A 20,911-nucleotide genomic window follows, 5' to 3' on the forward strand; every position below is an offset into this window, starting at 1 on the left:
ACTGTCAGAATGGCTGCACCGTGAGCGACACGCCAGCATCCGATGCCCTCTTCGACCGCGCCCGCGCCATCGTGCCAGGCGGGGTCAATTCACCCGTGCGTGCCTTCCGCGCTGTCGGCGGTACGCCCCGCTTCATGGTCCGCGGTGACGGTCCGTGGTTGTACGACGCGGACGACCGGCGCTACGTCGACCTTGTCTGCTCGTGGGGCCCGCTGATCCACGGCCACGCGCACCCCGAGGTGGTGGCCGCCGTGCAGGCCGCCGCCGCCCTCGGCACCAGCTTCGGTACGCCCACGCCGGGTGAGGTCGACCTCGCCGAGGAGATCGTCGGGCGTACTCCGATCGACCAGGTGCGCCTTGTCAACTCCGGCACCGAGGCGACCATGTCCGCGATCCGGCTGGCGCGTGGCTTCACCGGCCGTTCGAAGGTGGTGAAGTTCGCCGGCTGCTACCACGGGCACGTCGACGCGCTGCTCGCCTCGGCTGGCTCGGGTGTGGCGACGCTCGGGTTGCCCGACTCGCCTGGCGTAACCGGCGCGGCGGCGAGCGAGACGATCGTGCTGCCGTACAACGACGTGGCCGCCGTGGAGGCCGCCTTCGCCGCTGACGGCGAGCACATCGCGGCCGTGATCACCGAGGCGGCGGCGGGCAACATGGGCGTTGTCGCGCCCCGCGACGGCTTCAACAGGGCGCTCGCCCAGATCGCCCACCGGCACGGCGCGCTGCTGGTCGTCGACGAGGTGATGACCGGGTTCCGGGTGGCGCGCGGCGGCTGGGCCGAGTTGGATCCCGCCGACGCCGACCTGTACACGTTCGGCAAGGTCATGGGTGGTGGCCTGCCGGCCGCGGCCTTCGGCGGGCGTGCGGAGATCATGGCCCGCCTTGCCCCGGCCGGCCCGGTCTACCAGGCCGGCACCCTTTCCGGAAACCCGCTCGCCTGCGCCGCCGGGCTGGCCAGCCTGCGTCTCGCCGACGCGGAGACCTACCGCCGGCTGGACGAGACGGCCACCGCCGTGGGCGCGCTCGCGAGCGAGGCGCTCACCGTCGCCGGTGTCCCGCATCGGCTCGAGTACGCGGGCAACATGTTCTCGATCTTCTTTACCGGTGACTCCGTGTTCGACTACGACAGCGCCAAGACCCAGGACGTGGCCGCGTTCAAGGCGTTCTTCCACGCGATGCTGGACGGCGGTGTCTACCTGCCGCCCAGCGCGTTCGAAGCATGGTTCGTATCCACCGCGATCGGCGACGACGCGCTGGAAGTGATATCGGCGGCCCTGCCCTCCGCAGCGGCGGCCGCGGGGGCAGCGGGGAGCGGGTCATGACGAGCAAGACCATCGTGCACGTGTTACGGCACGGGGAAGTACACAATCCAGACAAGGTCCTGTACGGGCGGCTGCCCGGGTTCCACCTCTCGGAGGTGGGCGGGCAGATGGCCAAGGCGGCGGCGCAGGCCCTCGCCGACCGTGACGTGACGTATGTGGTGGCGAGCCCGCTGGAGCGCGCCCAGGAGACGGCCGAGCCGTTCGCGGCCCAGTTCAAGCTGCCGGTGGCGACCGACGAGCGGCTGATCGAGAGCGCCAACTGGTTCGAGGGCAAGCGGGTGGGGCCGGGCGACGGCTCGTTCCGCGACCCGCGCAACTGGTGGGTGCTGCGCGACCCGGTGACCCCGTCGTGGGGCGAGCCGTACAAGCAGATCGCCGAGCGGATGTTCGCCGCGCTGCACGCCGCGCGGGTGGCGGCGGAGGGGCGCGAGGCGGTTTGCGTGTCGCATCAGCTGCCGGTGTGGATTCTGCGCCGGTACGTCGAGCGCAAGCGGCTCTGGCACGACCCGCGGCGCCGGCAGTGCAGCCTGGCCAGCCTCACCTCGTTCCACTTCGAAGACACGAAGATCGTCGGCATCGCCTACTCCGAGCCGGCCGCGCACCTTGTCGCGATATCCCCGGCGCCCGGACGGCCAAGGGCGCCTGATGCGTGCTCGCGCCCTGCTCGCCGTCCTGCTGCTCACCACCACGCTGGCAGCGTGCACTGGAAAAGACGACGGCTGCGACACCTCACCCTCGGGGATGGTCGAGTGCCCGGTCGACAAGCGTCCAGCCGCCCCACAGCTCTCGGGTGAGCTTCTGGAGGGCGGCCGCTACGAGCTGAGCCAGGACCGCGGCCAGGTCGTGGTAGTCAACTTCTGGGGTTCCTGGTGCGCGCCCTGCCGGGCCGAGATCGACGACCTGGAGCAGGTGTACCAGGCCACCAAGGACCAGGGTGTCCGCTTCCTGGGCATCAACGTCCGCGACGACCGGGACAAGGCCAAGGCGTTCCACAGCGGCGCCGTGACGTACCCGAGCGTCCTCGACCCGTCCAGCAAGCTGGCGCTCGACTTCGACATCCCGCCCAACACCATTCCGGCCACGATCGTGCTCGACCGCGAGGGCCGGATCGCGGTGGTGATCCGGAAGGCGGTCCAGGCGGCCGAGTTCGAGCCGATCGTGGCGCGCGTGGCGGCCGAGGCCAGCTGAGATGGGCGAGACGTTCCGCGAGCTGGCCAACGGGGGACCGCTCGCGCTCGCGATCGGTGCCGCTGCCCTCGCCGGGCTGGTCAGCTTCCTCTCGCCCTGCGTGCTCCCGCTGGTGCCGGGCTATTTGTCGTACGTCACGGGGCTCTCCGGCGCCGAGCTCGACGCGGGCACCGAGCGGATCCGGCGCGTGCTCGCCGGCACCACGCTCTTCATCGCCGGCTTCACGGTCGTCTTCACGCTGACCGCCGTGCTCTTCACCAGTGCCACAGGTGCGTTGATGGGCAACCGGCGGCTGCTGGAGATCATCGGTGGGGCGCTGATCATCGTGCTGGGTCTGGCGTTCCTCGGTCTGGTGCCGGGGATGCAGCGCGAGTTCCGCATCCACAAGCTGCCGAATGCCGGCCTGATCGGCGCGCCTGTCTTCGGTGCGGTCTTCGCGCTCTCCTGGGTGCCGTGCGTGGGCCCGACCCTGGGCGCGGTGCTGACGATGGCGTCGGTCAGCGGCAAGACCGACCGGGCCGTGGTGCTCGCGGTCGCGTACTGCCTCGGGCTCGGCCTGCCGTTCATCGCCTTCGGGCTGGGTTTCCGCCGGCTGCTCGGCGTGTTCAAGGCGATCCGGCGCAACAGCCGCTGGGTCACCCGGGCCGGCGGCGCGCTGCTGATCGTGGTCGGGCTCGCGCTCGTCACCGGGGGGTGGCAGACCTTCCTCATCTGGCTCCAGACGACGGTCGGCGTCGGCGAGGTGAGCATTTGATGAGCGGGAGTCGCGAGGCTACGGACATCGAGCACGACGGCGGACGAGCGCCGAGCGACGGAGCGGGGTAGGCATGGTCTCGGTCCAGGACCCTCCCGTCACCTCGCCGCGACCGAGGCGGGCCAACCCGGTACTCGCGCTGCTGCGCAACTCCTGGCGGCAGCTGACCAGCATGCGTACCGCGCTGATCCTGCTCTTCCTGCTCGCGGTCGCGGCGATCCCCGGTTCGGTGCTGCCCCAGCGCGGCGTCAACATCGACGACGTCGACCGGTACTTCGTCGAGCACCCCGATCTCGCCCCGGTGCTCGACCGGTTGGGCATGTTCGAGGTGTTCGCCTCGGTCTGGTTCTCCGCGATCTACCTGCTGCTCTTCACCTCGCTGGTCGGCTGCGTCGTGCCGCGCCTGGCCGAGCACTGGCGGGCGATCCGCAGCGCCCCGCCGAAGGCGCCGTCCCGGCTCGACCGCCTGCCGCAGCACGCGACCATCGCGCAGGCGATCGGTGGTGCCGAGGAGATCGGCGCCGCGCTGCGCAAGCGCCGCTGGCGGGTCGCGGTCCGCGGCGACACGGTCTCCGCCGAGAAGGGGTACCTGAAGGAGACCGGCAACCTGCTCTTCCACTTCGCGCTGCTCGCGGTGATCGTCGGCGTGGGCTACGGGTCCTCGTACGGCTGGCACGGCAACCGGCTGCTCGTCGCCGGTACCGAAACGGCGTTCTGCAACACGCTCCAGCAGTTCGACGAGTACGGGCTCGGGCCGAGGGTGGACGCGGCCGACCTGCCCCGCTTCTGCCTGGAGTTGACCGACTTCAACGCGGAGTTCCTGCCGACCGGGCAGCCGTCGTCGTTCCGCGCGACCGTCCGGGTCGACAACGGAGCGCCCCGCGGCTTTTCGGTCAACTCACCGTTGCGGCTCGACGGCGCCAACGTCTACCTGCTCGGCCACGGGTACGCGCCGATGATCCGCTACACGGACAGGTACGGGCAGGCGCAGACCGCGATCGCCCCGTTCCTGACCGTCGACGGGATGCTGACAAGTGAGGGCGTGGCCGCGTTCCCCGACGCGAACATCGACCCGAAGGCCGGCAGCGCCCGCGACCCGAACGCGCAGGTGGCGTTCGAGGGGCTCTACCTGCCCACCGCGCCGGACCAGCCGCCGTACACCCGCTCGGTCTACCCCGAGGAGCGCTCGCCCGCGCTGATGCTGTGGGCCTACCGGGGCAACCTCGGGCTGGACGCGGGCATCCCTGGCTCGGTCTACCGCCTGGACCAGCGGCAGGTCGACAACGGGCGGCTCAAGCGTGTAGGCGAGGCGACGCTGCTGCGGGTCGGCGAGCGGATGACGCTCGACGACGGCAGTTCGGTGGAGTTCCTCGGCACCCGGGAGTACGCGACGCTCTCCATCCGCTACGACCCGGGCGAGAAGATCGCGCTCGGCGGTGCGGCGATCGGCCTGCTGGGGCTGATGCTCTCGCTGACCGGCAAGCGCCGGAGGGTCTTCTTCCGTGTCACTACGGGAGGTAGTAGTTTGGTGGAGGCCGGTGGCCTGCCACGCACCGACTACTCCGGCTTCGCGGAGGAGTTCAAGCAGACCGTAGAGGCTGTGGAGCGAGCGAACGAGGAAGGCAGCGTGAAGCGCTGATGTCCGCACTGTCCGATCAGCTCCTGGTCGTCGCGATCCTGTCGTACCTCGCGGCGATGGTCTGCCACGCCGCCGAGTACGCGTTCGGCAACCGCAGCCACATCGGCCGCGCGGCCTCGCGCCCCGCGCGGGAGCTCGTCGCGGTCGGCTTCGGCTCCTCTGCCGTCAAGGTGGACGAGCCGCCCGCGGACGATATGCCGGCGGCTCCGTCCGGGCGCGACCGGGCTGCCCTGGCCGGCAGGGCCGCTGTCGTGGTCACCGCCCTCGCCGCGCTCGTCCACCTCGGCACGCTCGTCACCCGCGGCATCGCGGCCGAGCGCATGCCGTGGGGCAACATGTACGAGTTCGTGCTCTCGGTGACGTTCGTGGGCAGCGCGGCCTGGCTTGTGGTGCTCTCCCAGCGGCCGGCGATCCGCCACCTGGGCCTCTTCGTCGCGACCGCCATGGTGGTCCTGCTCGGCATCGCCGGCATGGTGCTCTATACAGAGGTGGCGCCGCTGGTGCCCGCCCTCAAGTCGACCTGGTTCGTCGTGCACGTGTCGGCCGCGGTGCTCTCGTCCGGCATATTCTTGCTCGGCTTCGTGCCGGCCGCGATGTTCCTCATCCGCAGCGGGTACGACCGGGGCAAGCGCAGTTTCCCGTACTCCCTGGGCCGGCGCGTGCCCGAGGCGGCGGCGCTCGACCGGCTGACGTTCCGGCTGCACGCGTTCGCGTTTCCGATCTGGACTTTCGGCGCGCTGATCGCCGGCCCCATCTGGGCCGAGGCCGCGTGGGGCCGCTACTGGGGTTGGGATCCCAAGGAGGTGTGGGCGTTCATTTCGTGGATCGTCTACGCCGGCTACCTGCACGCCCGCGCGACGCCGAGCGTAAAGCGCACGACCGCGACCTGGATCGCGGTGATCGGGTGGCTGACGATGCTGATGAATCTGTTCGGCGTTAACATTTTCTTCACCGGCCTCCACTCGTACGGCGGCCTTTAAACCGGCTCAGCAGATGCCTGAGCTGTTTTCGTTCAACCTGTTCCGTCCGAACGGCTGAACCGTTGATCCACACCTTTAGACAACGATGGCGACGTCTTTTGCCGTAAGGCAGCGTCCGTCCACCCCTCTACAGTGGACGCCGACCCCACGGGGAGTCCGTCGTGTTCCAACTTCGCCGAGCGCGTCGCTCGGCTGTGGCCGGAGTCGTCCTTGTCGCGGTGGCAGGCTCGGCCACCGCTCTTTTCATCGGCGGTGGCACGGCGGTCGCCGAGCCGACCCCCGTCAAGCCGACGCCCATCAAGCCGCGCGCCGAACACATCGAGGTCTCCCGCGGCACCGGCCAGGTGATCAAGGACAGCTACATCGTCGTCTTCAAGGACGGCAAAGCGAAGGCAGCCGACGTCGCCACCCATGTCAAGTCCCTGACCAATACGTACGGCGGCTCGGCGCGCAGGACGTTCACCAAGAGCCTGCGGGGCTACTCGGCCAAGATGACAGCGGCGCAGGCCAAGGAGCTGGCGAAGGACCCCGACGTGGCCTTCGTCGAGCAAAACCGCCTGCTGAGCAAGTCGGCGACCGCTGGGTCGTGGGGGATCGACAGGATCGACCAGCAGTGGGTGCCGCTCGACGGGTCGTACACCGCGCCGAATACGGCGAGTGATGTGACCGTCTACGTCATCGACAGTGGCATCGACATCAGTCATCCGGAGTTTGGCGGGCGGGCCCGGTACGGCATCGACGTCGTGGACGAGTCGGCGGCCCCCACCCCAACAAGTCCTGGGCGCGCCGACGACACCGTCCCAGCCGACTGTGACGGCCATGGCACGCACGTGGCGGGCACGATCGGCAGCAAGAGTTACGGCGTGGCCAAGGGTGTGCAGCTCGTCGCCGTGCAGGTCCTCGACTGCGCCGGTGTCGGCAGCGTCGAGGAGGTTATCGCCGGCATCGACTGGGTGACCGCCAACGCTGAAAAGCCGGCGGTGGCCAACATGAGCCTTGGGGGCTCGGCAAGCGCCGCCATCGACAAGGCGGTAGAGAAGTCGATCGCCTCCGGCGTCACGTACGTAGTGGCGGCGGGTAACGGCACGGAAAACAAGGCCACCGGATTGCCAGAGCCCGTCCCCGCGTGCAATGTCTCGCCGGCGAGGGTGCCGGCGGCCATCACCGTGAGCGCTACCGACGTGGCCGACTTCCGGGTGTCGTGGGCGGGCCTTGGTACGTGCGTCGACATCTTCGCGCCGGGCAACGACATCGTGTCGACATACCACGACGCGGTCACGGGCAAGCCAACGATCGCCCAGATCAGCGGCACCTCGATGGCCAGCCCGCACGTCGCGGGCGCGGCCGCGCTGCTCCTCGCGGACAACGAAGGCATGACGCCGCAGCAGGTGCGCGACAGGTTGGTGGGCACCGCGACCCGGGGGGCCGTGAAGAACCTGGGTACGGGCTCGCCCGACCGCCTGCTCCGGATCGGCTCGGGCCTGCCGTCGACGACTGCCCTTCGCGCGGCAGCCAATGGCAAGCTCGTCACTACTCCCGGCGCGGGCGCTTCGGCCCTGATCGCCAGCGGCTCCCTGGCGCTCCAGGGGGAGCAGTTCGACCTCGTCAAGAACAGCGACGGCACCACATCTTTCAGGGCCAGGTCCAACGGCAGGTACGTCACCGCCGAGCGCGCCGGCGCCCAGCCGCTGATCGCCAACCGGACCGCCGTCGGCCCGTGGGAGAAGTTCGACCTCAGCACCAACGCTGACGGGACGGTCAGCGTCAAGGCGCTGGCAAACGGCAAGTACGTCACGGCCGAGCGCGCCGGCGCCCAGCCGCTGATCGCCAACCGGACCGCCGTCGGCCCGTGGGAGAAGTTCACCTGGACCTCTCCGGTGCCGGTGATCAGCCTCCTGGCCTACGTCAACGAAAAGATCGTGTCGGCGGAGACCCGGGGCACCAAGCCTTTGATCGCCAACCGCGCCGGCATCGGCGTCTGGGAGCAGTTCGACATCATCGATCGAGGCAACGGCAATGTCGCTCTGCGCGCCCACGCCAACGGCAGGTTTGTCGCCGCCGAGCGCGCCGGCGCCCAGCCCCTGATCGCCAACCGCACGGCGGTCGGCCCCTGGGAGACCTTCCAGGTCCTGAATCTGGGCGGTCCGGTGGCCTTCAAGGCGGCCGCCAACAGCCGGTGGGTGAGCGCCGAGTCCAGGGGCACGAAGCCGCTCATCGCCAACCGCACTTCGCCCGCCGCCTCAGAGGCATTCTTCCTCCTCTGAGCACGGCTGGATCAGCCTCGGGGTGGCCGTCGGCCAGGTGTCGCACCTGACTCGGCGGCCACCCGCGTCGTTGGGGTTGCGTCCCGGTAGGCGAGACTTGCAGTCATGGCGGTACGCGGATTCCCGTACACGGGACTGAAGGACTTTCTCGCGGCGCTTGAGCAGGCCGGTGAGCTGCGCCGGGTGTCCGTGCCGGTAGACCCGACGCTGGAGATCAGCGAGGTGGTCACGCGGACCGTCGCGGCCCGAGGCCCAGCGCTGCTCTTCGAGCGCCCCACCCGCGGCGAGATGCCGCTGGCGATCAACCTCTTCGGCACCCAGCGCCGCATGGCCATGGCGCTCGGTGTGGAGAGCGTCGACGAGATCGGCGACCGGATCGGCGACCTCGTCAAGCCAGAGCTGCCGGTGGGCTGGTCGGGCATCCGCGAGGGGCTCGGCAAGGTGATGCAGCTCAAGTCGGTACCGCCGAAGAAGGTCAAGACCGCGCCCTGCCAGCAGGTGATCTACCGCGACGGCCACGTCGACCTGGGCCGCCTGCCCGGCTTGCAGACGTGGCCGGACGACGGTGGGATCTTCCACAACTACGGGCTGACGCATACGAAGCACCCGGAGACCGGCAAGCGCAACCTCGGGCTGTACCGGCTCCAGCAGCACTCGCCCACCACGCTGGGCATGCACTGGCAGATCCACAAGGACTCCACGGCGCACCACGCGGTGGCCGAGCGGCGGGGCGAGCGGCTGCCGGTGGCGATCGCGTTCGGCTGTGACCCCGTGGTGTCGTACAGTGCGTCCGCGCCCCTGCCAGGCGACATCGACGAGTACCTGTTCGCAGGGTTCCTGCGCGGCGAGCGGGTGGAGATGGTCGACTGCCTGACCGTGCCGCTCCAGGTGCCGGCGCACGCCCAGGTGGTGCTGGAGGGGTATGTCGAGCCGGGCGAGCGCCTTCCCGAGGGGCCGTTCGGCGACCACACCGGCTTCTACACGCCGGTCGAGCCGTTTCCGGTGTTCCACGTCGAGTGCATGACCACCCAGCGCGACCCGGTGTACCACTCGATCGTGACCTCGAAGCCGCCGCAGGAGGACGGGCCGATCGGGCACGCCACCGAGCGGATCTTCCTGCCGCTGCTCAGGCTCCTCATTCCGGACATCGTGGACTACTCGATGCCGGAGGCCGGCGTCTTCCACAACTGCGTGATCGTCTCGATCCGCAAGCGGTACCCGAAGCACGCGCAGAAGGTGATGTCCTCGATCTGGGGCGCCCACCTGCTCTCGCTGGCCAAGCTGATCGTGGTGGTAGACGACGACTGCGACGTGCACGACTACAACGAGGTGGCGTTCCGGGCGTTCAGCAACGTCGACTACGACCACGACCTGCTGCTCACCCAGGGGCCGGTCGACCACCTGGACCACGCGTCTTACCAGCAGTTCTGGGGTGGCAAGGCGGGCGTCGACGCGACTCGCAAGCTGCCGACCGAGGGGTACACGCGTGGCTGGCCGGACGAAGCGGTCATGTCGCCGGAGGTCAAGGCGCTGGTCGACAAGCGCTGGAGAGAGTACGGGATCTCATGAGGGCGTTCCTCCGTCTTGTCACGATCGAGCACTCGGTCTTCGCGCTCCCGTTCGCCTTCCTCTCCGCGCTCGCCGCGATGCGCCACCTCGGCGGCGGCGTGCGCTGGGGCGATCTGGCGCTGATCACGATCGCGATGGTGGGCGCCCGCACGTTCGCGATGGCCGCCAACCGGATCATCGACCGGCACATCGACGCGCAGAATCCCCGTACCTCGAAGAGAGAGCTTGTCACCGGGGCCGTGCGGGTCAAGACGGCCTGGACCGGTGCGGCAGCCGCGCTCGTGGTGTTTGTCGGTGCCGCCGCCCTGCTCAACCCGCTCTGCCTCGTGCTCTCGCCGCTCGCGGTAGCGCCGCTGGTCGTGTACCCGTACGGCAAGCGGTTCACCGACTGGCCGCACGGGATCCTCGCGGTGGCGCAGGCGGTGGGTCCGGTCGGCGCGTGGCTGGCGGTCACGGGCACGTTCGAGGGCTCGTGGCCGGCGTGGGTGCTCGGCGCCGCCGTGGGGCTGTGGATCGGCGGGTTCGATCTGATCTACGCGTGCCAGGACGCCATCGTGGACCGGGAGATCGGCGTGCGCAGCGTCCCGGCTCGCTACGGGTTGCCGTTCGCGCTTGGCCTGTCCACGGTGGTGCACCTGGTGACGTTCGCGTTGTTCGTCTACTACGGCGAGCTCGTCGAACTCGGCTGGCTGTGGTGGGTCGGGCTGGCGCTGACCGCTGTCGCGTTCGGCTACCAGCACGTGGTGGTCACGCCCACGGACCTCTCCCGGGTCAACCGCGCCTTCTTCACCGCCAACGGGTTCGTGGGCATCGCCCTGTTCGCATTCGCGCTACTGGACTACGCGGCCTGAGCCGTCACTGGTAGCGCGCGCTCTCGTAGGACCAGTCCATCGTGCCCCGGATGGCGTACTCCACGCCGTCGAGGTACCTGCGGCCGGCGGCACCGTGCGGTGGCACCGCCGCCCGCAGGACCGGGAAGTGGCGCATCGTCCGCTGCCAGCGCGCCCGAGCCACCTCGGCGGCCTCCTCCAGCGATACGCCGCGCTCGGTGGCGATGGCCAGCACGAGGTTGTGCCCGCCGGCGGTGGCCGCGTCCCGCTCGAGTGAGAGCAGGTCGTTGAACCAGGAAAGCAGGTCGTTGCCGGTACGGCTGAACGCCCGCACGGCTGGGTGGTAATAGAACGATTCATTTACAAGGTCACCGTTGCCCGCGAAGTCGACGAGCGCGTGCGCCACGTACGCCGCGGAGGTGGCCCGTCGCAGCTCGACGTACTCCTGCACGGCAGGTCGGTGTCCGCCCGCCTTGTTGCGCGCCTCGACCACCACCCCGTTGAGGTGATGCTCGACGGTGGCGACGAAGCGGGTCCGCCACCTCGCCGGCATCCGGCGCTGGGGCTCGCGCCAGGCGTCGGCGAGCATGCTGCCCAGCGGCCCGGGCAGTGCGTCATCGGGGGATCCGGGCTCGCCGCGCAGCAGGGACAGCGCGCCGCCGACCAGAGCGCGTACCCGCTCCGGCTCCGGCACGCTTGCCCGGTCGCACTCGTCGTCGATGAGGAAGAACCAGGTGAAGAGGGCGGAGAGCACGTGGAGGTCGCCTGGGCTCGCGTGGGGGTAGAGGCGGGCCGCGTACCGGGCGATTCGGCCTTCGGCGAGCCGGTCGGCGTACACGCCGGGCAGCCCATGGCTACGGGTCCATCCGTCGAGCCAGCCGTGGGCCTCTTCGGCATAAGCCGAGATAACCGGATTAATCGGGCACTGGAGATCAAGGGAGATCGTCCGCAACATCGCAGCCTCCTGCAGTCCCGCCAACATCAGCTTGGCCTGACGGTAGCTCTAGTCTGGATCTATGCGGAATCCATGGATCGTCGGTGTTTCAGGTGCTTCAGGGACGCCGTACGCTGCGGCGCTCCTGCGTGGACTGTTCGACGCGGGTGAATCGGTTGATCTCGTGGTATCCCGCGCCGCCCGGCTGACGATCCTCGACGAGACCCGCGCACCCTTCCGCGACGCCCACTGGAAGGACGACCTGGCCGGGTGGCTCGGGCGTGACCTCGACGGTGCCGACGTGAGCTACTGGCCGGCCGGTGACCTGGCGGCCGGGCCGAGCAGCGGCTCGTACCTGGCGCGCGGCATGGTGGTCGTTCCGGCGAGCACCGCCGCGTGCGCCGGGATCGCGATCGGCCTCTCGAAGGACCTGCTCCAGCGGGCCGCCGAGGTAAACCTCAAGGAGCGCCGGCGGGTGGTGGTGGTGCCGCGCGAGACGCCGGTGACCCGTAGCCACCTGAGCCACCTCATCGCACTGCACGACGCCGGGGCCGTCGTGCTGCCGGCCAGTCCGGGCTTCTACGGTGCCGGCGCGTCCGCGACGGCGCAGCAGTTGGTGGACTTCGTCGCTGGCAAGGCGCTGGACGCGCTCGGTGTGCCGCACTCACTCTTCCGCCGCTGGCAGGGCCAGCTCGGGTCCTAAGGATCCGGCCTGGCCGCAGGTGCCGGTGGCGCGTGAGCCGGCCTTGGCTCAGCGCATGTTGACGTTGCCCGGGCTGGGCGTATGGTGACCGGCGCTCCGCGGCGGACCAGGATTCGCGCCCGGGCCGTCGTTGCGCGGCCGGTTGGCGGTCGACGGCGGCTGCTGCTCATCGCGCAGCTCGTCCAGCTCGCCCTCGCCCTCAAGCAGCGCGCGCACCTCCGACTCGCGGAAGCGGCGATGGCCACCGGGGGTGCGGATACTGCCGATCCGCCCCGCGGCCGCCCACCTGGTCACGGTCTTTGGATCGACGCGGAACAGCGCAGCCACCTCGCCCGGCGTCAGCAGACGATCTCCAGTGTCCACAGCCCCTCCCTCGCGTCGCACGATGGCCGTAGGTTGGATGCCCGACAGCCTCGATAGGGACGTACGGTCATTACAGCACCGCGAGCGTGCCGTGTCCGGGAAACAGGGAAAACGCACTGTCTGGGAAGTTAGGCAGTAGGATTTGCGAGCCTTGCTCACCTCCCCGACTGTTAATGTCTACCACCAGTGGACGACATAGATCTGAGGCTTGTGGAGCTATTGCGGGGGAATGCCCGGCTCTCGTATGCGGAGCTGGCCCGGCAGGTCGGCCTCTCCGCACCCGCAGTGCACGATCGCGTGGGCAAGCTGGAGAGCAGCGGGGTGATCCGCGGCTACCGCGCGGATGCTGAGCCGGGGGCGATCGGGCTTGGCGTGACGGCGCTGATCGGGCTGGTGCAGGACTCCGGCGGTGACACCGACGACGTGCTCGAGGCGCTGCGTGGGATGCCCGAGATCGAGTCGTGCTACTTCATGGCCGGGGTGGAGTCGTTCCTCCTCAAGGTGCGGGTGCCCACGATCCAGGAGCTGGAGACCGTGATCCTCCGGCTCAACCGGACCGCGGGGTGGCATCGACGCGTACCACCATCGCCCTCTCCACCAAATGGGAGGAGCGGCCGCAGCCCCTGTTACGGTCCGAGGATGGAACTCCTCGATCGGTGTAATGACTCCGATCGCGCCTGGGTCACCGACGCGATCGCCAAGGTCGAGGCCGACGCCAACCGCTCCGCCGACACCCACCTGCTGGCGTTTCCGCTGCCTGTCGACTGGGGCATCGACCTGTACCTCAAGGACGAGTCCGTGCACCCCACGGGCTCGCTCAAGCACCGGCTCGCCCGCTCGCTCTTCCTCTACGGCCTCTGCAACGGCTGGATCGGGCCGAAGACGACGATCGTGGAGGCGTCGTCCGGCTCTACGGCCGTCTCCGAGGCGTACTTCGCCCGCATGCTCGGCCTCCCCTTCATCGCGGTGATGCCGGCCTCCACGTCGCAGGAGAAGGTGGCGCTGATCGAGTTTCAGGGCGGCAGGTGCCACCTCGTCGAGGACCCCGCCTCCGTCGTGGTCGAGGCCCGCTGGCTGGCCGAGGACACCGGCGGGCACTTCATGGACCAGTTCACGTACGCGGAGCGGGCCACCGACTGGCGGGGCAACAACAACATCGCCGAGTCGATCTACGCGCAGATGGCGCTGGAACGGCACGCCATCCCAGCCTGGGTCGTCGTCGGCGCCGGCACCGGGGGCACCAGCGCGACCATCGGCCGGTACGCCCGCTACTGCCGCTATCCCACCAAGCTGTGTGTGGTCGACCCGGAGAACTCGGCGTTTTACCCAGCCTGGCAGGCGGCCGACTGGAGCCACGAGACCGGGCTGGGCTCGCGCATCGAGGGGATCGGGCGGCCGAGGGTGGAGCCGTCGTTTCAGCCCACGCTTGTGGACCGCATGGTCCGGGTGCCGGACGCCGCCTCACTCGCCGCGATGCGCGCGGCCTCCGCGCTGCTCGGGCGCCGCGTCGGCGGATCCACCGGTACGAACCTGTGGGGCGCCTTCGGCCTGATCGCCGAGATGCGCGCGGCCGGCACACGTGGCTCGGTGGTGACCCTGCTCTGCGACGCCGGCGAGCGGTACGCCAACACGTACTACTCCGACGAATGGGTCGCAGCGCAGGGTCTCGACATGGCCCCTTACCTGGGGATGCTCGACGGCTTTCTGGCGACCGGGATCATGCCTGCCGCTCTGCCAGCCCTGGGTACGTGAGCACATACCCCTCCTTGTCGACGGCCAGGTCGGCGCCGAAGCCCTCGAGGTCGAAGCGGATCGTGCTCTCGTCGACCACCCGGTAGGTCTGGGCGCTGGGCAGCACCTCGAGGCTGGGCACCAGCACCCACGCCATCGTGAGGGCGTGCGTGGTGCCGGGCGGCGCGTCGAGCAGGCCAAGCCGCCGGATGGGCAGTGTGTTGGGAAGAGGGGCGCCGGCGAGGTCGATGTCGATCGCGTCGTGCAGCCGGTCGGGCTCGTCGGTGCCGGGCAGGCCGGCTGGGGCGTGGCCCTCGCTGATCAGCACTCGGTCGAGGTCACCCTGCTCGGCGGTGGTCGCCCGCCAGCGGCCGGCCGCCCGCTCCAGCCGCAACGAGCGCAGCCAGCCGGCGCCCTCGACGGTCACGTCGAGGTGAGCGGTGGCCCAGGTCTCGTCGGTGACCAGCTCATAGCGGCACAGATAGGGAATCGGGTCGATGGCAGTCGCGACGCCGCGCGCGATCAGACCGCGCCGGTCGTCGAAGAGCGCCAGGTCGGTGCCGGTGGTGTCGGTGCGTTGCCACAGCAGTGCCTTGGGTAACGTCGCCATGCCCGAAACGCTACCGGCACAACGCGCTCGGCGCCGCCCGTGCACCGCTGATCATGGGTTCCACCGCAGGGGTGGAACCCATGACCGTCACTCAGTGAGTACGTGCGGCTGGCCGGCGGTCGCCACCGGAGCGGCGAAAGCCCTGCGGGCGATCCCCGCGGGGACGGCCGTCGTGGCGGAAACCGCGCGGGCGGTCGGTGCGGCGTGCCGGCGGCGGCGTGGGCTCGTCCACCACGGGAACACCGCTGGGCTCCCGGGCACCGGTCACCTCGGCCAACGCGGCGTCACCGGCGCGTACCCGAATCTGTCCGGGCTCCTCGACACCGGCCCGCTTGAGCATCGCCAGCGTCGACTTGCGCTGCTTGGGCAGGACCAGCGTGACCACCGCGCCCGACTCACCAGCCCGCGCGGTACGGCCGGCGCGGTGCAGGTAGTCCTTCTCGTCCTTGGGCGGGTCGATGTGAACGACGAGCGAGATGCCGTCGACGTGGATGCCGCGGGCGGCGACATCGGTGGCGACCAGCACGTTCATCCGTCCCTCGCGGAACTCGGCGAGCGTGCGGGTGCGTGCCCGCTGCGTCTTGCCGCCGTGCAGCGCCCCGGCCCGCACGCCCACCGCGGCGAGCTGCCCGACCAGCCGGTCGACGCCCATCTGGGTGCGCGCGAACATGATCGTGCGGCCCTCGCGGGCGGCGATCGAGGCGGTCACACCGAACTTGTCGTGCGGCGGGATCAGCAGCAGGTGGTGGTCCATCGTGGTGACGGTCGCGACCGGCGGAGCGGTCGAGTGGGTCACCGGGTCGCTCATGAAGCGCTGCACCAGCGTGTCGACGTCGCCGTCGAGCGTGGCCGAGAAGAGCAGCCGCTGGCCACCCTCCGGCGTCTTGTCGAGCAGCTCGGTGACATCGGGCAGGAAGCCCATGTCGGCCATCTGGTCGGCCTCGTCGAGCACCGTGATGGCGACGTCGTCGAGCGAGCAGGCGCCGCGCTCGATCAGGTCCTTGAGCCGGCCGGGCGTGGCCACCAGGACCTCGGTGCCGCGGCGCAGCGAGTCGATCTGCCGGTCGTACGGCACACCGCCGACGGCTGTGGCCAGGAACACACTCAGCGCCTTGCCGAGCGGTCGCAGCGCGTCAGCGACCTGCATGGCCAGCTCACGGGTCGGCACCAGGATCAGCGCACGCGGACGCCGCGAGCGGGCTCGCTCGCCCTCCGCGACCCGCGCCAGCAGCGGCAGCCCGAAGGCGAGAGTCTTGCCCGAGCCGGTCTGGCCACGGCCGAGGACATCACGGCCGGCCAGCGCGTCGGGGACGGTCGCGGCCTGGATCTCGAACGGGGTGAAGATGCCCTCCCGGTCCAGCTCGCGCACCAGGGGCATTGGCAGGCCGAGGTCGGCGAAGGTCTGCTCGGAGGAGGGCTCGAAGGCGGATGGGAACGTGCTTGGATCAGCGAACGTGGTCAAGTAAACCTCTCAGCGGGGGGCGCTTCTTCGCGTGGCCCCGCCGCGGCTAATGGGCAGCCGCCGTGTATCGCCCCAAAGAACGCCCAAGGACGCGCAAATCAAGCGCGCCGGGTCGGTAGAACTCGACAAGTGTACGGGCAGCCAGGCGTATCGGCACACGGATATGCCCGGTCGTGGGGAGGCTCACCCGGGGTCAGCTTTTGAGGAAGCTGTCGAACAGGCTGGAGAAGGTATCTCCGCTTACGAGTACGACCAACGCCCCGACCGCCACGAGGATTCCCAACACAAGAGCCATGACGAGGAAGACCTTGGCCGTGTTTCCAGCCGAGGTGGGCCCGTCGGAGCGCCCCTGGGAGAGGATGTGGCCGGTCAGCGAGCCGGAGTTTTCCAGCGGGCTGGCCCCAGCGATGGCCATGGTCATCTGACCTGGCCCGGAGCCCGAGGCACCGTAGACCGTCCCAGGTGGCGGCTGATCGCCCCTGCCGCGCTGGCCGCGGGCCCATTCCCCATATTCCGCTGAGGTGGAGACCGGTGGCGCCGAGGTGGGCGGCGCGCTGGTGGGCGCGGGCGGCGGCTCCACGGGTGCCGGCGGAGGCGCGGGCGGCGGGGAGAAGAGCGAGGGAGCAGGCGGGGGCGGCGGCGCGCTCGTGGCCGCCTCGCTCACCGGGGGCGGCGCGTCGACGGCGCTCCAGCGCCCGGGCGCGGTCGGGTTGCCAGCCGGCGGCCAGGTCGGCAGCGCGGGCGCCGGGACGACCGGTGCGGCAGATGGCGGTGGCGCGGCCGGCGATGGCGCCGAGGTGAGTGGCGGCGGCGCGGCCGCATATGGCGGCAGGGGGCTGTGTGACGCCTGCGCCGGGTGGGGCGGCATGGCCTCCAGCGGCGGCCGTGCGCCCTGCGGCGGCGGTGCGAGGTACGGCGGTGGCGTCACAGCGGGCGGCCCCAGCGGCGGCGCGGCGGCGGCCGGCGGCGCGAGGTGCGGCGGGACCCCGGGCGGCCCTGGCGAGGGCGGGACGGCTGGCAGCGCAGCCGCCCCGCGAGGCGTGAACGGCGTCGTCGCACCGCGGACCGGTGTGCCCGGCGGGGCTGGCACCACTTGGGGGACCGTCATCACCGGCGGTGGCGGCGGAAACGGCGGCAATGGCTCCGGCGGCTGCGGCCCCGGCGTCGGCGCAGGGTTGGGCGGCCCCGGCACGGGCGGGATCGGCACCGGCGGCGCCGGCTCCGGCGTCGGGAACGGGTTGGGCGCCGGCCCCGGACCCGGCGGCTCCGGCGCGGGCGGGCCGGGCGGCGGCTCGCCCGGCTCCGGCTGCTCGGGATCGGGGGTACCGGCACGGTAGACGCGGGCACGGCCGGCCGAGGGCTGCGCGGCCACTGCCGCCTCTGCGGCCGAGACCTGGCCCGCACCCGGCACGCTCGCCCGGGCGCGGGCACCCAGGGCGGAGATGAGCGAGTCACCGCGCGGCGCGGATCGCTGAGGTGGCACGAGGTACTCCGGCTCGGCCGCCTCTGCCTGCACGGCGGCGGGAGGAACCGGTGGCGTCAGCGCCCCGCCCGGCGGTGTGGGGGTGGCGGACGGCACCGAGTAGGCGGGAGTCTCCCGCACCGGCGGCGGCTCCGGCGGCTGGGCCTCCCGCTCTTCGGGCTGCGCGTCCCGGGGGCGGCGGGGGCGGAGTCGCGCCACGGCACCTCGAACGCCGACCACGGCGAGTCGGTCTGCGGCCTCTTCGGCTGGCGCCGCTCCAGCGGCGGGCCGGGGACCGCCGACTTCACCGGCGCGGGCAGCCCGGCCGCCGGCGGAGCGGAGGCGGCGGCCGCCGTGGGCGATGGCGGTGTGAAGGCGGAGGCCGGCAGCCCGGACGGCATGGAGGCGGCCGGCGGGGCGGAGGTCGGCGCGGGCGAAAGAGAGGCCGGCGTGCCAAAGACGGGTGCGGGCGGAGACGAGGCCGGTGCCGCGGAGACGGGTGCCGGCGGAGCGGAGGCCGGTGCGAGTGGGCTGGGTGGCGGCATGACCGGCGGGACGCTCGGTGCGGCCGGGGAGGCGCTCGACTCGCCGGCCCGGTACGTGCGGCCGGCGGCGGGCGGTGTCGGCAGGGCGGCGAGGTCGGCTGGAGCGAGCGGGGCGGAGCCCGAGACCGAGGCACGCCCGACGACACCCGGCCGGGGCGATGGCACCGGCTGGGGTGGTGGGACCGGCTGGGGCGGTTCGTTCGGGGTCGGGGTGCTCCAGGCGGGCACGATCCGCAGGGGCGCCGGCGCGGCTGCCGCTGGCGGCGCGCTCACCTGCGCCGCGCCGGCCCACACCGCCGGGGGTGCGGCTGGCGGGGATGCGGATGCGGGGGCGGGTGGAGAGCTCACCTGCGCCGGGCCGGGCCACACCGCCGGGGGCGTGGCCGGCGGGCTGACCGGGGCGGACGAGGCCGCCGGCGGACCGCTCACGGAGGCGGATGCGCGAGCCGGAGCCGCGGGTGGCGCAGACGAGGGCGCTGGCGGGGCGGAAGAAGGCGCGGCCGGAGAGGCGAAGCCAGGCCACAGCGCGCCCTCGGGTGGGGGCGGTGGCATCTCATACGCCTCGGGCAGCTGCTCCGACGGCGGCTCGGGCAGTGTCGTGCCCACGGGCGGTGGCGGAGGTAGTGGTGGCAGCTCAGCCGCGAGCCCTGTCGGCTCGCCGGCCTTTCCGGCGGCCGGCGGATCCTGTCGCTCGTCCATCATCGCCTCCCGCTCCCCCGCCGCACCGGACCGGTGCCGTCCGGACCGGAGCGTCCTTCAGCTTTTACCGTGCCACATCGCCCGGCGCCCGGACACCCGGAGTCGGGTTGTGGGCCGCTACCTGGCCCACAACCCACTTCCTACGGCCCAAGCCGTCCACTATGCGGACAGACCCGTCAGCCAGCCGTGCTCGCTCCGGCGGAAGAGTCGGACGAAGCGGGCACATCGGGCTGGGCCTCGGTAGTGGCCGGGGCGGCTTCGCTGGTGCTGGTCGCCGGGGGCTCGGACGACGGCTCCTCGGCCGGGGGACTCGGCGGGTCGGGCGTCGGCGTCGGCGTCGTCGGGGGCGGTTCCTCCGGCGTGGTGGGGGCGGGCTCTCCGGTGGGGTGGTCGGCTCCCCTGGCGTGGTCGGAGGCGGGGTCTCCGGCGGCGTGGTCGGCTCGCCCGGCGTGGTGGGCGGCGGCGTCGTCGGCGGCGTGGTGGTGGGCGGCGTCGTCGCGGGCGGGTTGGTGGTGGGCGGCGGCGTCGTGGACGGGGGGTTCGTCGGCGGCGCGGTGGGCGGCAGGTCCGGGGGAGCGGGGACCGCGCCGTAGATCCGGGTGGCCGCGAAGAGCCGCGAATACCAGACCGTGGAGACCTTGACCTTCTCCCGGCTGTTAGGCGCGTGGACCATCCGGCCCTCGCCGAGGTACATCCCCACGTGGTGGATGCCGCTCGCGGTGCCATTGGAGCTGAAGAAGACGAGGTCGCCGGGGAGCATCGCGCTGGTCGACACGCTCCGCGAGCGGGTCGCCGCGTACTGGTCGCGGGAGACCCGGGGCAGCTGGTAGCCGGCGTACCGGTACGCGGCCCACATCAGGCCGGAGCAGTCGTACGTATTCGGCCCCTCGGTCCCCCACACGTACGGCTTGCCGAGCTCGCCGAGCGCGAAGTTGACCGCCTTGATCGCGCGCGGGTCGGCGGCCATCCCGGCGATGTTGTCGGCGTTGAGGAAGCCCTCGCTGAGCTTGGCCTCCTGCGCCTCGCGCTCCCGCTCGATAACCGCGAGCTGGGCCGAGTTGCGCTCCTTGACCTCCGCGAGAGCGGCTTCCTTGGTCTTGAGCGTCGCCTCGATCGTGTTGAACTGCCCGACGAGCGACTGCTCCTTGCCAAGCGCCGTGTTGTACGCCTCCTGGGCGACCCGCTCGGCGTCCTTGGCCCGGGCCACCTCGTGCTCGGCGGCGTCGCTCTTGGCCGTGGAGGACTCGCCGCGCTGGATCCGGCCCAGCTCGCTCAGCCCGTGGAGGTCGGAGCCGAACGCGCCCGGCGGCAGCTCGGCCGCCTCCTTGATCGCCTGGGCGGCAGCGCTCTCCGCGTCTGCCTCGGCCTCGGCCACCGCGACCCGCGCCTCGTCGAGCTGCCGGTGGGCGATCGCCAGGTCGGTGCGCGCCTGCGCTTGCTCTTCCCGCTTTTTCAGCAGGTCTTCGCTGAGCAGGCCGATCTCGGTCTCGGCGTTGTAGATCTGGGCGGCCAGCGGGCCGGTGGCCGAGGGGGCGGCGTATACGTACTGCCAGGGGGCGGCACGTTGGCGCCGGGCAGCTGGAACGAGCCGGCAGGCAGGGGCCGAGCACCCGCGTCGGGGACCGTGCTGGGCGTGGGCTCGGCATAGGCCGGGGCCGCTAGCGCGGCAGCCGCAGCGGCGCCGAGCATGGCGGACCAGGCCAGTGGCCGGAGGACGGGACTGATGTACCCGTCCGGGCGCGCCTGATGCCTGCCCTTGCGCTTCGCCATATGCACATCTCCCCGCCGCTCGCGTACCCATTCTGTCCTACCGCACTGGAGCAACGATGTCGATTGGAGAGCAGGTAACAGGTACC

At 71.3% G+C, this 20,911-nt stretch carries 16 protein-coding genes and 2 pseudogenes; 12 read left to right on the forward strand and 6 right to left on the reverse strand.

Features of this window, described 5'->3' with window-relative positions:
• The first annotated feature begins 20 nt into the window (after positions 1-20).
• The 9 genes and pseudogenes from hemL (at position 21) to mqnP (ending at position 10,567) form a co-directional block, all read left to right on the forward strand.
• Complete coding sequence (gene hemL, locus Pflav_RS34890) at positions 21-1,322, forward strand: glutamate-1-semialdehyde 2,1-aminomutase (protein WP_173040977.1); 1,302 nt, start codon at positions 21-23, stop codon at positions 1,320-1,322.
• A pseudogene (locus tag Pflav_RS34895) lies at positions 1,319-1,968 on the forward strand (histidine phosphatase family protein). Before hemL ends, Pflav_RS34895 begins: the two are co-directional and overlap by 4 nt.
• Positions 1,968-2,510, forward strand: a complete 543-nt coding sequence (locus Pflav_RS34900; protein ID WP_173040978.1) for a TlpA family protein disulfide reductase — start codon at positions 1,968-1,970, stop codon at positions 2,508-2,510. The pseudogene Pflav_RS34895 and the gene Pflav_RS34900 overlap by 1 nt, the downstream one beginning before the upstream one ends.
• Position 2,511: 1 nt before the next feature.
• Entirely contained in the window at positions 2,512-3,264 is a 753-nt protein-coding gene (locus tag Pflav_RS34905; protein ID WP_173040979.1) for a cytochrome c biogenesis CcdA family protein, read from the forward strand.
• Between the two features lie 73 nt (positions 3,265-3,337).
• On the forward strand, positions 3,338-4,903 hold the full coding sequence (resB, locus tag Pflav_RS34910; RefSeq protein WP_173040980.1) for a cytochrome c biogenesis protein ResB: 1,566 nt from the start codon (positions 3,338-3,340) through the stop codon (positions 4,901-4,903).
• Positions 4,903-5,883 (forward strand): c-type cytochrome biogenesis protein CcsB, encoded by a 981-nt coding sequence (gene ccsB, locus Pflav_RS34915; RefSeq protein WP_173040981.1) that lies wholly within the window; start codon positions 4,903-4,905, stop codon positions 5,881-5,883. The genes resB and ccsB overlap by 1 nt, the downstream gene beginning before the upstream one ends.
• 161 nt (positions 5,884-6,044) lie before the next feature.
• On the forward strand, positions 6,045-8,147 hold the full coding sequence (locus Pflav_RS42970) for a S8 family serine peptidase (protein WP_180201291.1): 2,103 nt from the start codon (positions 6,045-6,047) through the stop codon (positions 8,145-8,147).
• Positions 8,148-8,252: 105 nt separating this feature from the next.
• The gene (locus Pflav_RS34925) at positions 8,253-9,716 is read left to right on the forward strand and encodes a menaquinone biosynthesis decarboxylase (RefSeq protein ID WP_173040982.1); all 1,464 of its coding nucleotides are present in this window, start codon (positions 8,253-8,255) and stop codon (positions 9,714-9,716) included.
• The gene (gene mqnP / locus Pflav_RS34930; RefSeq protein ID WP_197938815.1) at positions 9,713-10,567 is read left to right on the forward strand and encodes a menaquinone biosynthesis prenyltransferase MqnP; all 855 of its coding nucleotides are present in this window, start codon (positions 9,713-9,715) and stop codon (positions 10,565-10,567) included. The genes Pflav_RS34925 and mqnP overlap by 4 nt, the downstream gene beginning before the upstream one ends.
• 4 nt (positions 10,568-10,571) lie before the next feature.
• Here the strand turns inward: mqnP and Pflav_RS34935 are convergent, their stop codons facing one another.
• Positions 10,572-11,501 carry a terpene synthase family protein gene (locus Pflav_RS34935; RefSeq protein ID WP_232072261.1) on the reverse strand — a complete coding sequence of 310 codons (930 nt, stop codon included), beginning with the start codon at positions 11,499-11,501 and terminating at the stop codon, positions 10,572-10,574.
• Between the two features lie 61 nt (positions 11,502-11,562).
• Here Pflav_RS34935 and Pflav_RS34940 point away from each other — a divergent pair, with 61 nt between their 5' ends.
• The gene (locus Pflav_RS34940) at positions 11,563-12,183 is read left to right on the forward strand and encodes a UbiX family flavin prenyltransferase (protein WP_173040984.1); all 621 of its coding nucleotides are present in this window, start codon (positions 11,563-11,565) and stop codon (positions 12,181-12,183) included.
• Positions 12,184-12,231: 48 nt separating this feature from the next.
• Here Pflav_RS34940 and Pflav_RS34945 read toward each other — a convergent pair whose 3' ends face one another.
• Complete coding sequence (locus tag Pflav_RS34945) at positions 12,232-12,546, reverse strand: BldC family transcriptional regulator (protein ID WP_173040985.1); 315 nt, start codon at positions 12,544-12,546, stop codon at positions 12,232-12,234.
• Between the two features lie 186 nt (positions 12,547-12,732).
• Here Pflav_RS34945 and Pflav_RS34950 point away from each other — a divergent pair.
• Together Pflav_RS34950 and cds1 are read left to right on the forward strand one after the other, a co-directional pair.
• Positions 12,733-13,208, forward strand: a pseudogene (locus Pflav_RS34950) (Lrp/AsnC family transcriptional regulator).
• A complete protein-coding gene (cds1, locus tag Pflav_RS34955) occupies positions 13,186-14,298 on the forward strand; it encodes an L-cysteine desulfhydrase Cds1 (RefSeq protein WP_173040986.1) in 1,113 nt (370 codons plus the stop codon). Before Pflav_RS34950 ends, cds1 begins: the two are co-directional and overlap by 23 nt.
• Here the strand turns inward: cds1 and Pflav_RS34960 are convergent.
• The 4 genes from Pflav_RS34960 to Pflav_RS34975 all read right to left on the reverse strand — a co-directional run bounded on the left by Pflav_RS34960 (position 14,264) and on the right by Pflav_RS34975 (position 20,856).
• Positions 14,264-14,887: a putative glycolipid-binding domain-containing protein gene (locus tag Pflav_RS34960; RefSeq protein WP_173040987.1), complete on the reverse strand. Its 624-nt coding sequence runs from the start codon at positions 14,885-14,887 to the stop codon at positions 14,264-14,266. The genes cds1 and Pflav_RS34960 overlap by 35 nt on opposite strands.
• 91 nt (positions 14,888-14,978) lie before the next feature.
• Entirely contained in the window at positions 14,979-16,349 is a 1,371-nt protein-coding gene (locus Pflav_RS34965) for a DEAD/DEAH box helicase (protein WP_377307576.1), read from the reverse strand.
• Between the two features lie 193 nt (positions 16,350-16,542).
• Entirely contained in the window at positions 16,543-18,879 is a 2,337-nt protein-coding gene (locus Pflav_RS47690; protein ID WP_173040988.1) for a hypothetical protein, read from the reverse strand.
• A gap of 240 nt (positions 18,880-19,119) precedes the next feature.
• Positions 19,120-20,856 (reverse strand): C40 family peptidase, encoded by a 1,737-nt coding sequence (locus tag Pflav_RS34975; RefSeq protein WP_232072267.1) that lies wholly within the window; start codon positions 20,854-20,856, stop codon positions 19,120-19,122.
• Between the last annotated feature and the right edge of the window lie 55 nt (positions 20,857-20,911).

Source organism: Phytohabitans flavus, from assembly GCF_011764545.1.
GTDB lineage: Bacteria > Actinomycetota > Actinomycetes > Mycobacteriales > Micromonosporaceae > Phytohabitans > Phytohabitans flavus.

What these genes read in the sequence shown, in the direction of transcription:
- Pflav_RS34925 (WP_173040982.1), top strand. Translation starts at nt 8,253, where the DNA reads ATGGCGGTACGCGGATTCCCGTACACGGGACTGAAGGACTTTCTCGCG.
- ccsB (WP_173040981.1), top strand. Translation starts at nt 4,903, where the DNA reads ATGTCCGCACTGTCCGATCAGCTCCTGGTCGTCGCGATCCTGTCGTAC.
- Pflav_RS34975 (WP_232072267.1), bottom strand. Translation starts at nt 20,856, where the DNA reads ATGGGTACGCGAGCGGCGGGGAGATGTGCATATGGCGAAGCGCAAGGG.
- Pflav_RS34905 (WP_173040979.1), top strand. Translation starts at nt 2,512, where the DNA reads ATGGGCGAGACGTTCCGCGAGCTGGCCAACGGGGGACCGCTCGCGCTC.
- cds1 (WP_173040986.1), top strand. Translation starts at nt 13,186, where the DNA reads ATGGAACTCCTCGATCGGTGTAATGACTCCGATCGCGCCTGGGTCACC.
- Pflav_RS34940 (WP_173040984.1), top strand. Translation starts at nt 11,563, where the DNA reads ATGCGGAATCCATGGATCGTCGGTGTTTCAGGTGCTTCAGGGACGCCG.
- resB (WP_173040980.1), top strand. Translation starts at nt 3,338, where the DNA reads ATGGTCTCGGTCCAGGACCCTCCCGTCACCTCGCCGCGACCGAGGCGG.
- Pflav_RS34960 (WP_173040987.1), bottom strand. Translation starts at nt 14,887, where the DNA reads ATGGCGACGTTACCCAAGGCACTGCTGTGGCAACGCACCGACACCACC.
- Pflav_RS34900 (WP_173040978.1), top strand. Translation starts at nt 1,968, where the DNA reads ATGCGTGCTCGCGCCCTGCTCGCCGTCCTGCTGCTCACCACCACGCTG.
- Pflav_RS34935 (WP_232072261.1), bottom strand. Translation starts at nt 11,501, where the DNA reads ATGTTGCGGACGATCTCCCTTGATCTCCAGTGCCCGATTAATCCGGTT.
- mqnP (WP_197938815.1), top strand. Translation starts at nt 9,713, where the DNA reads ATGAGGGCGTTCCTCCGTCTTGTCACGATCGAGCACTCGGTCTTCGCG.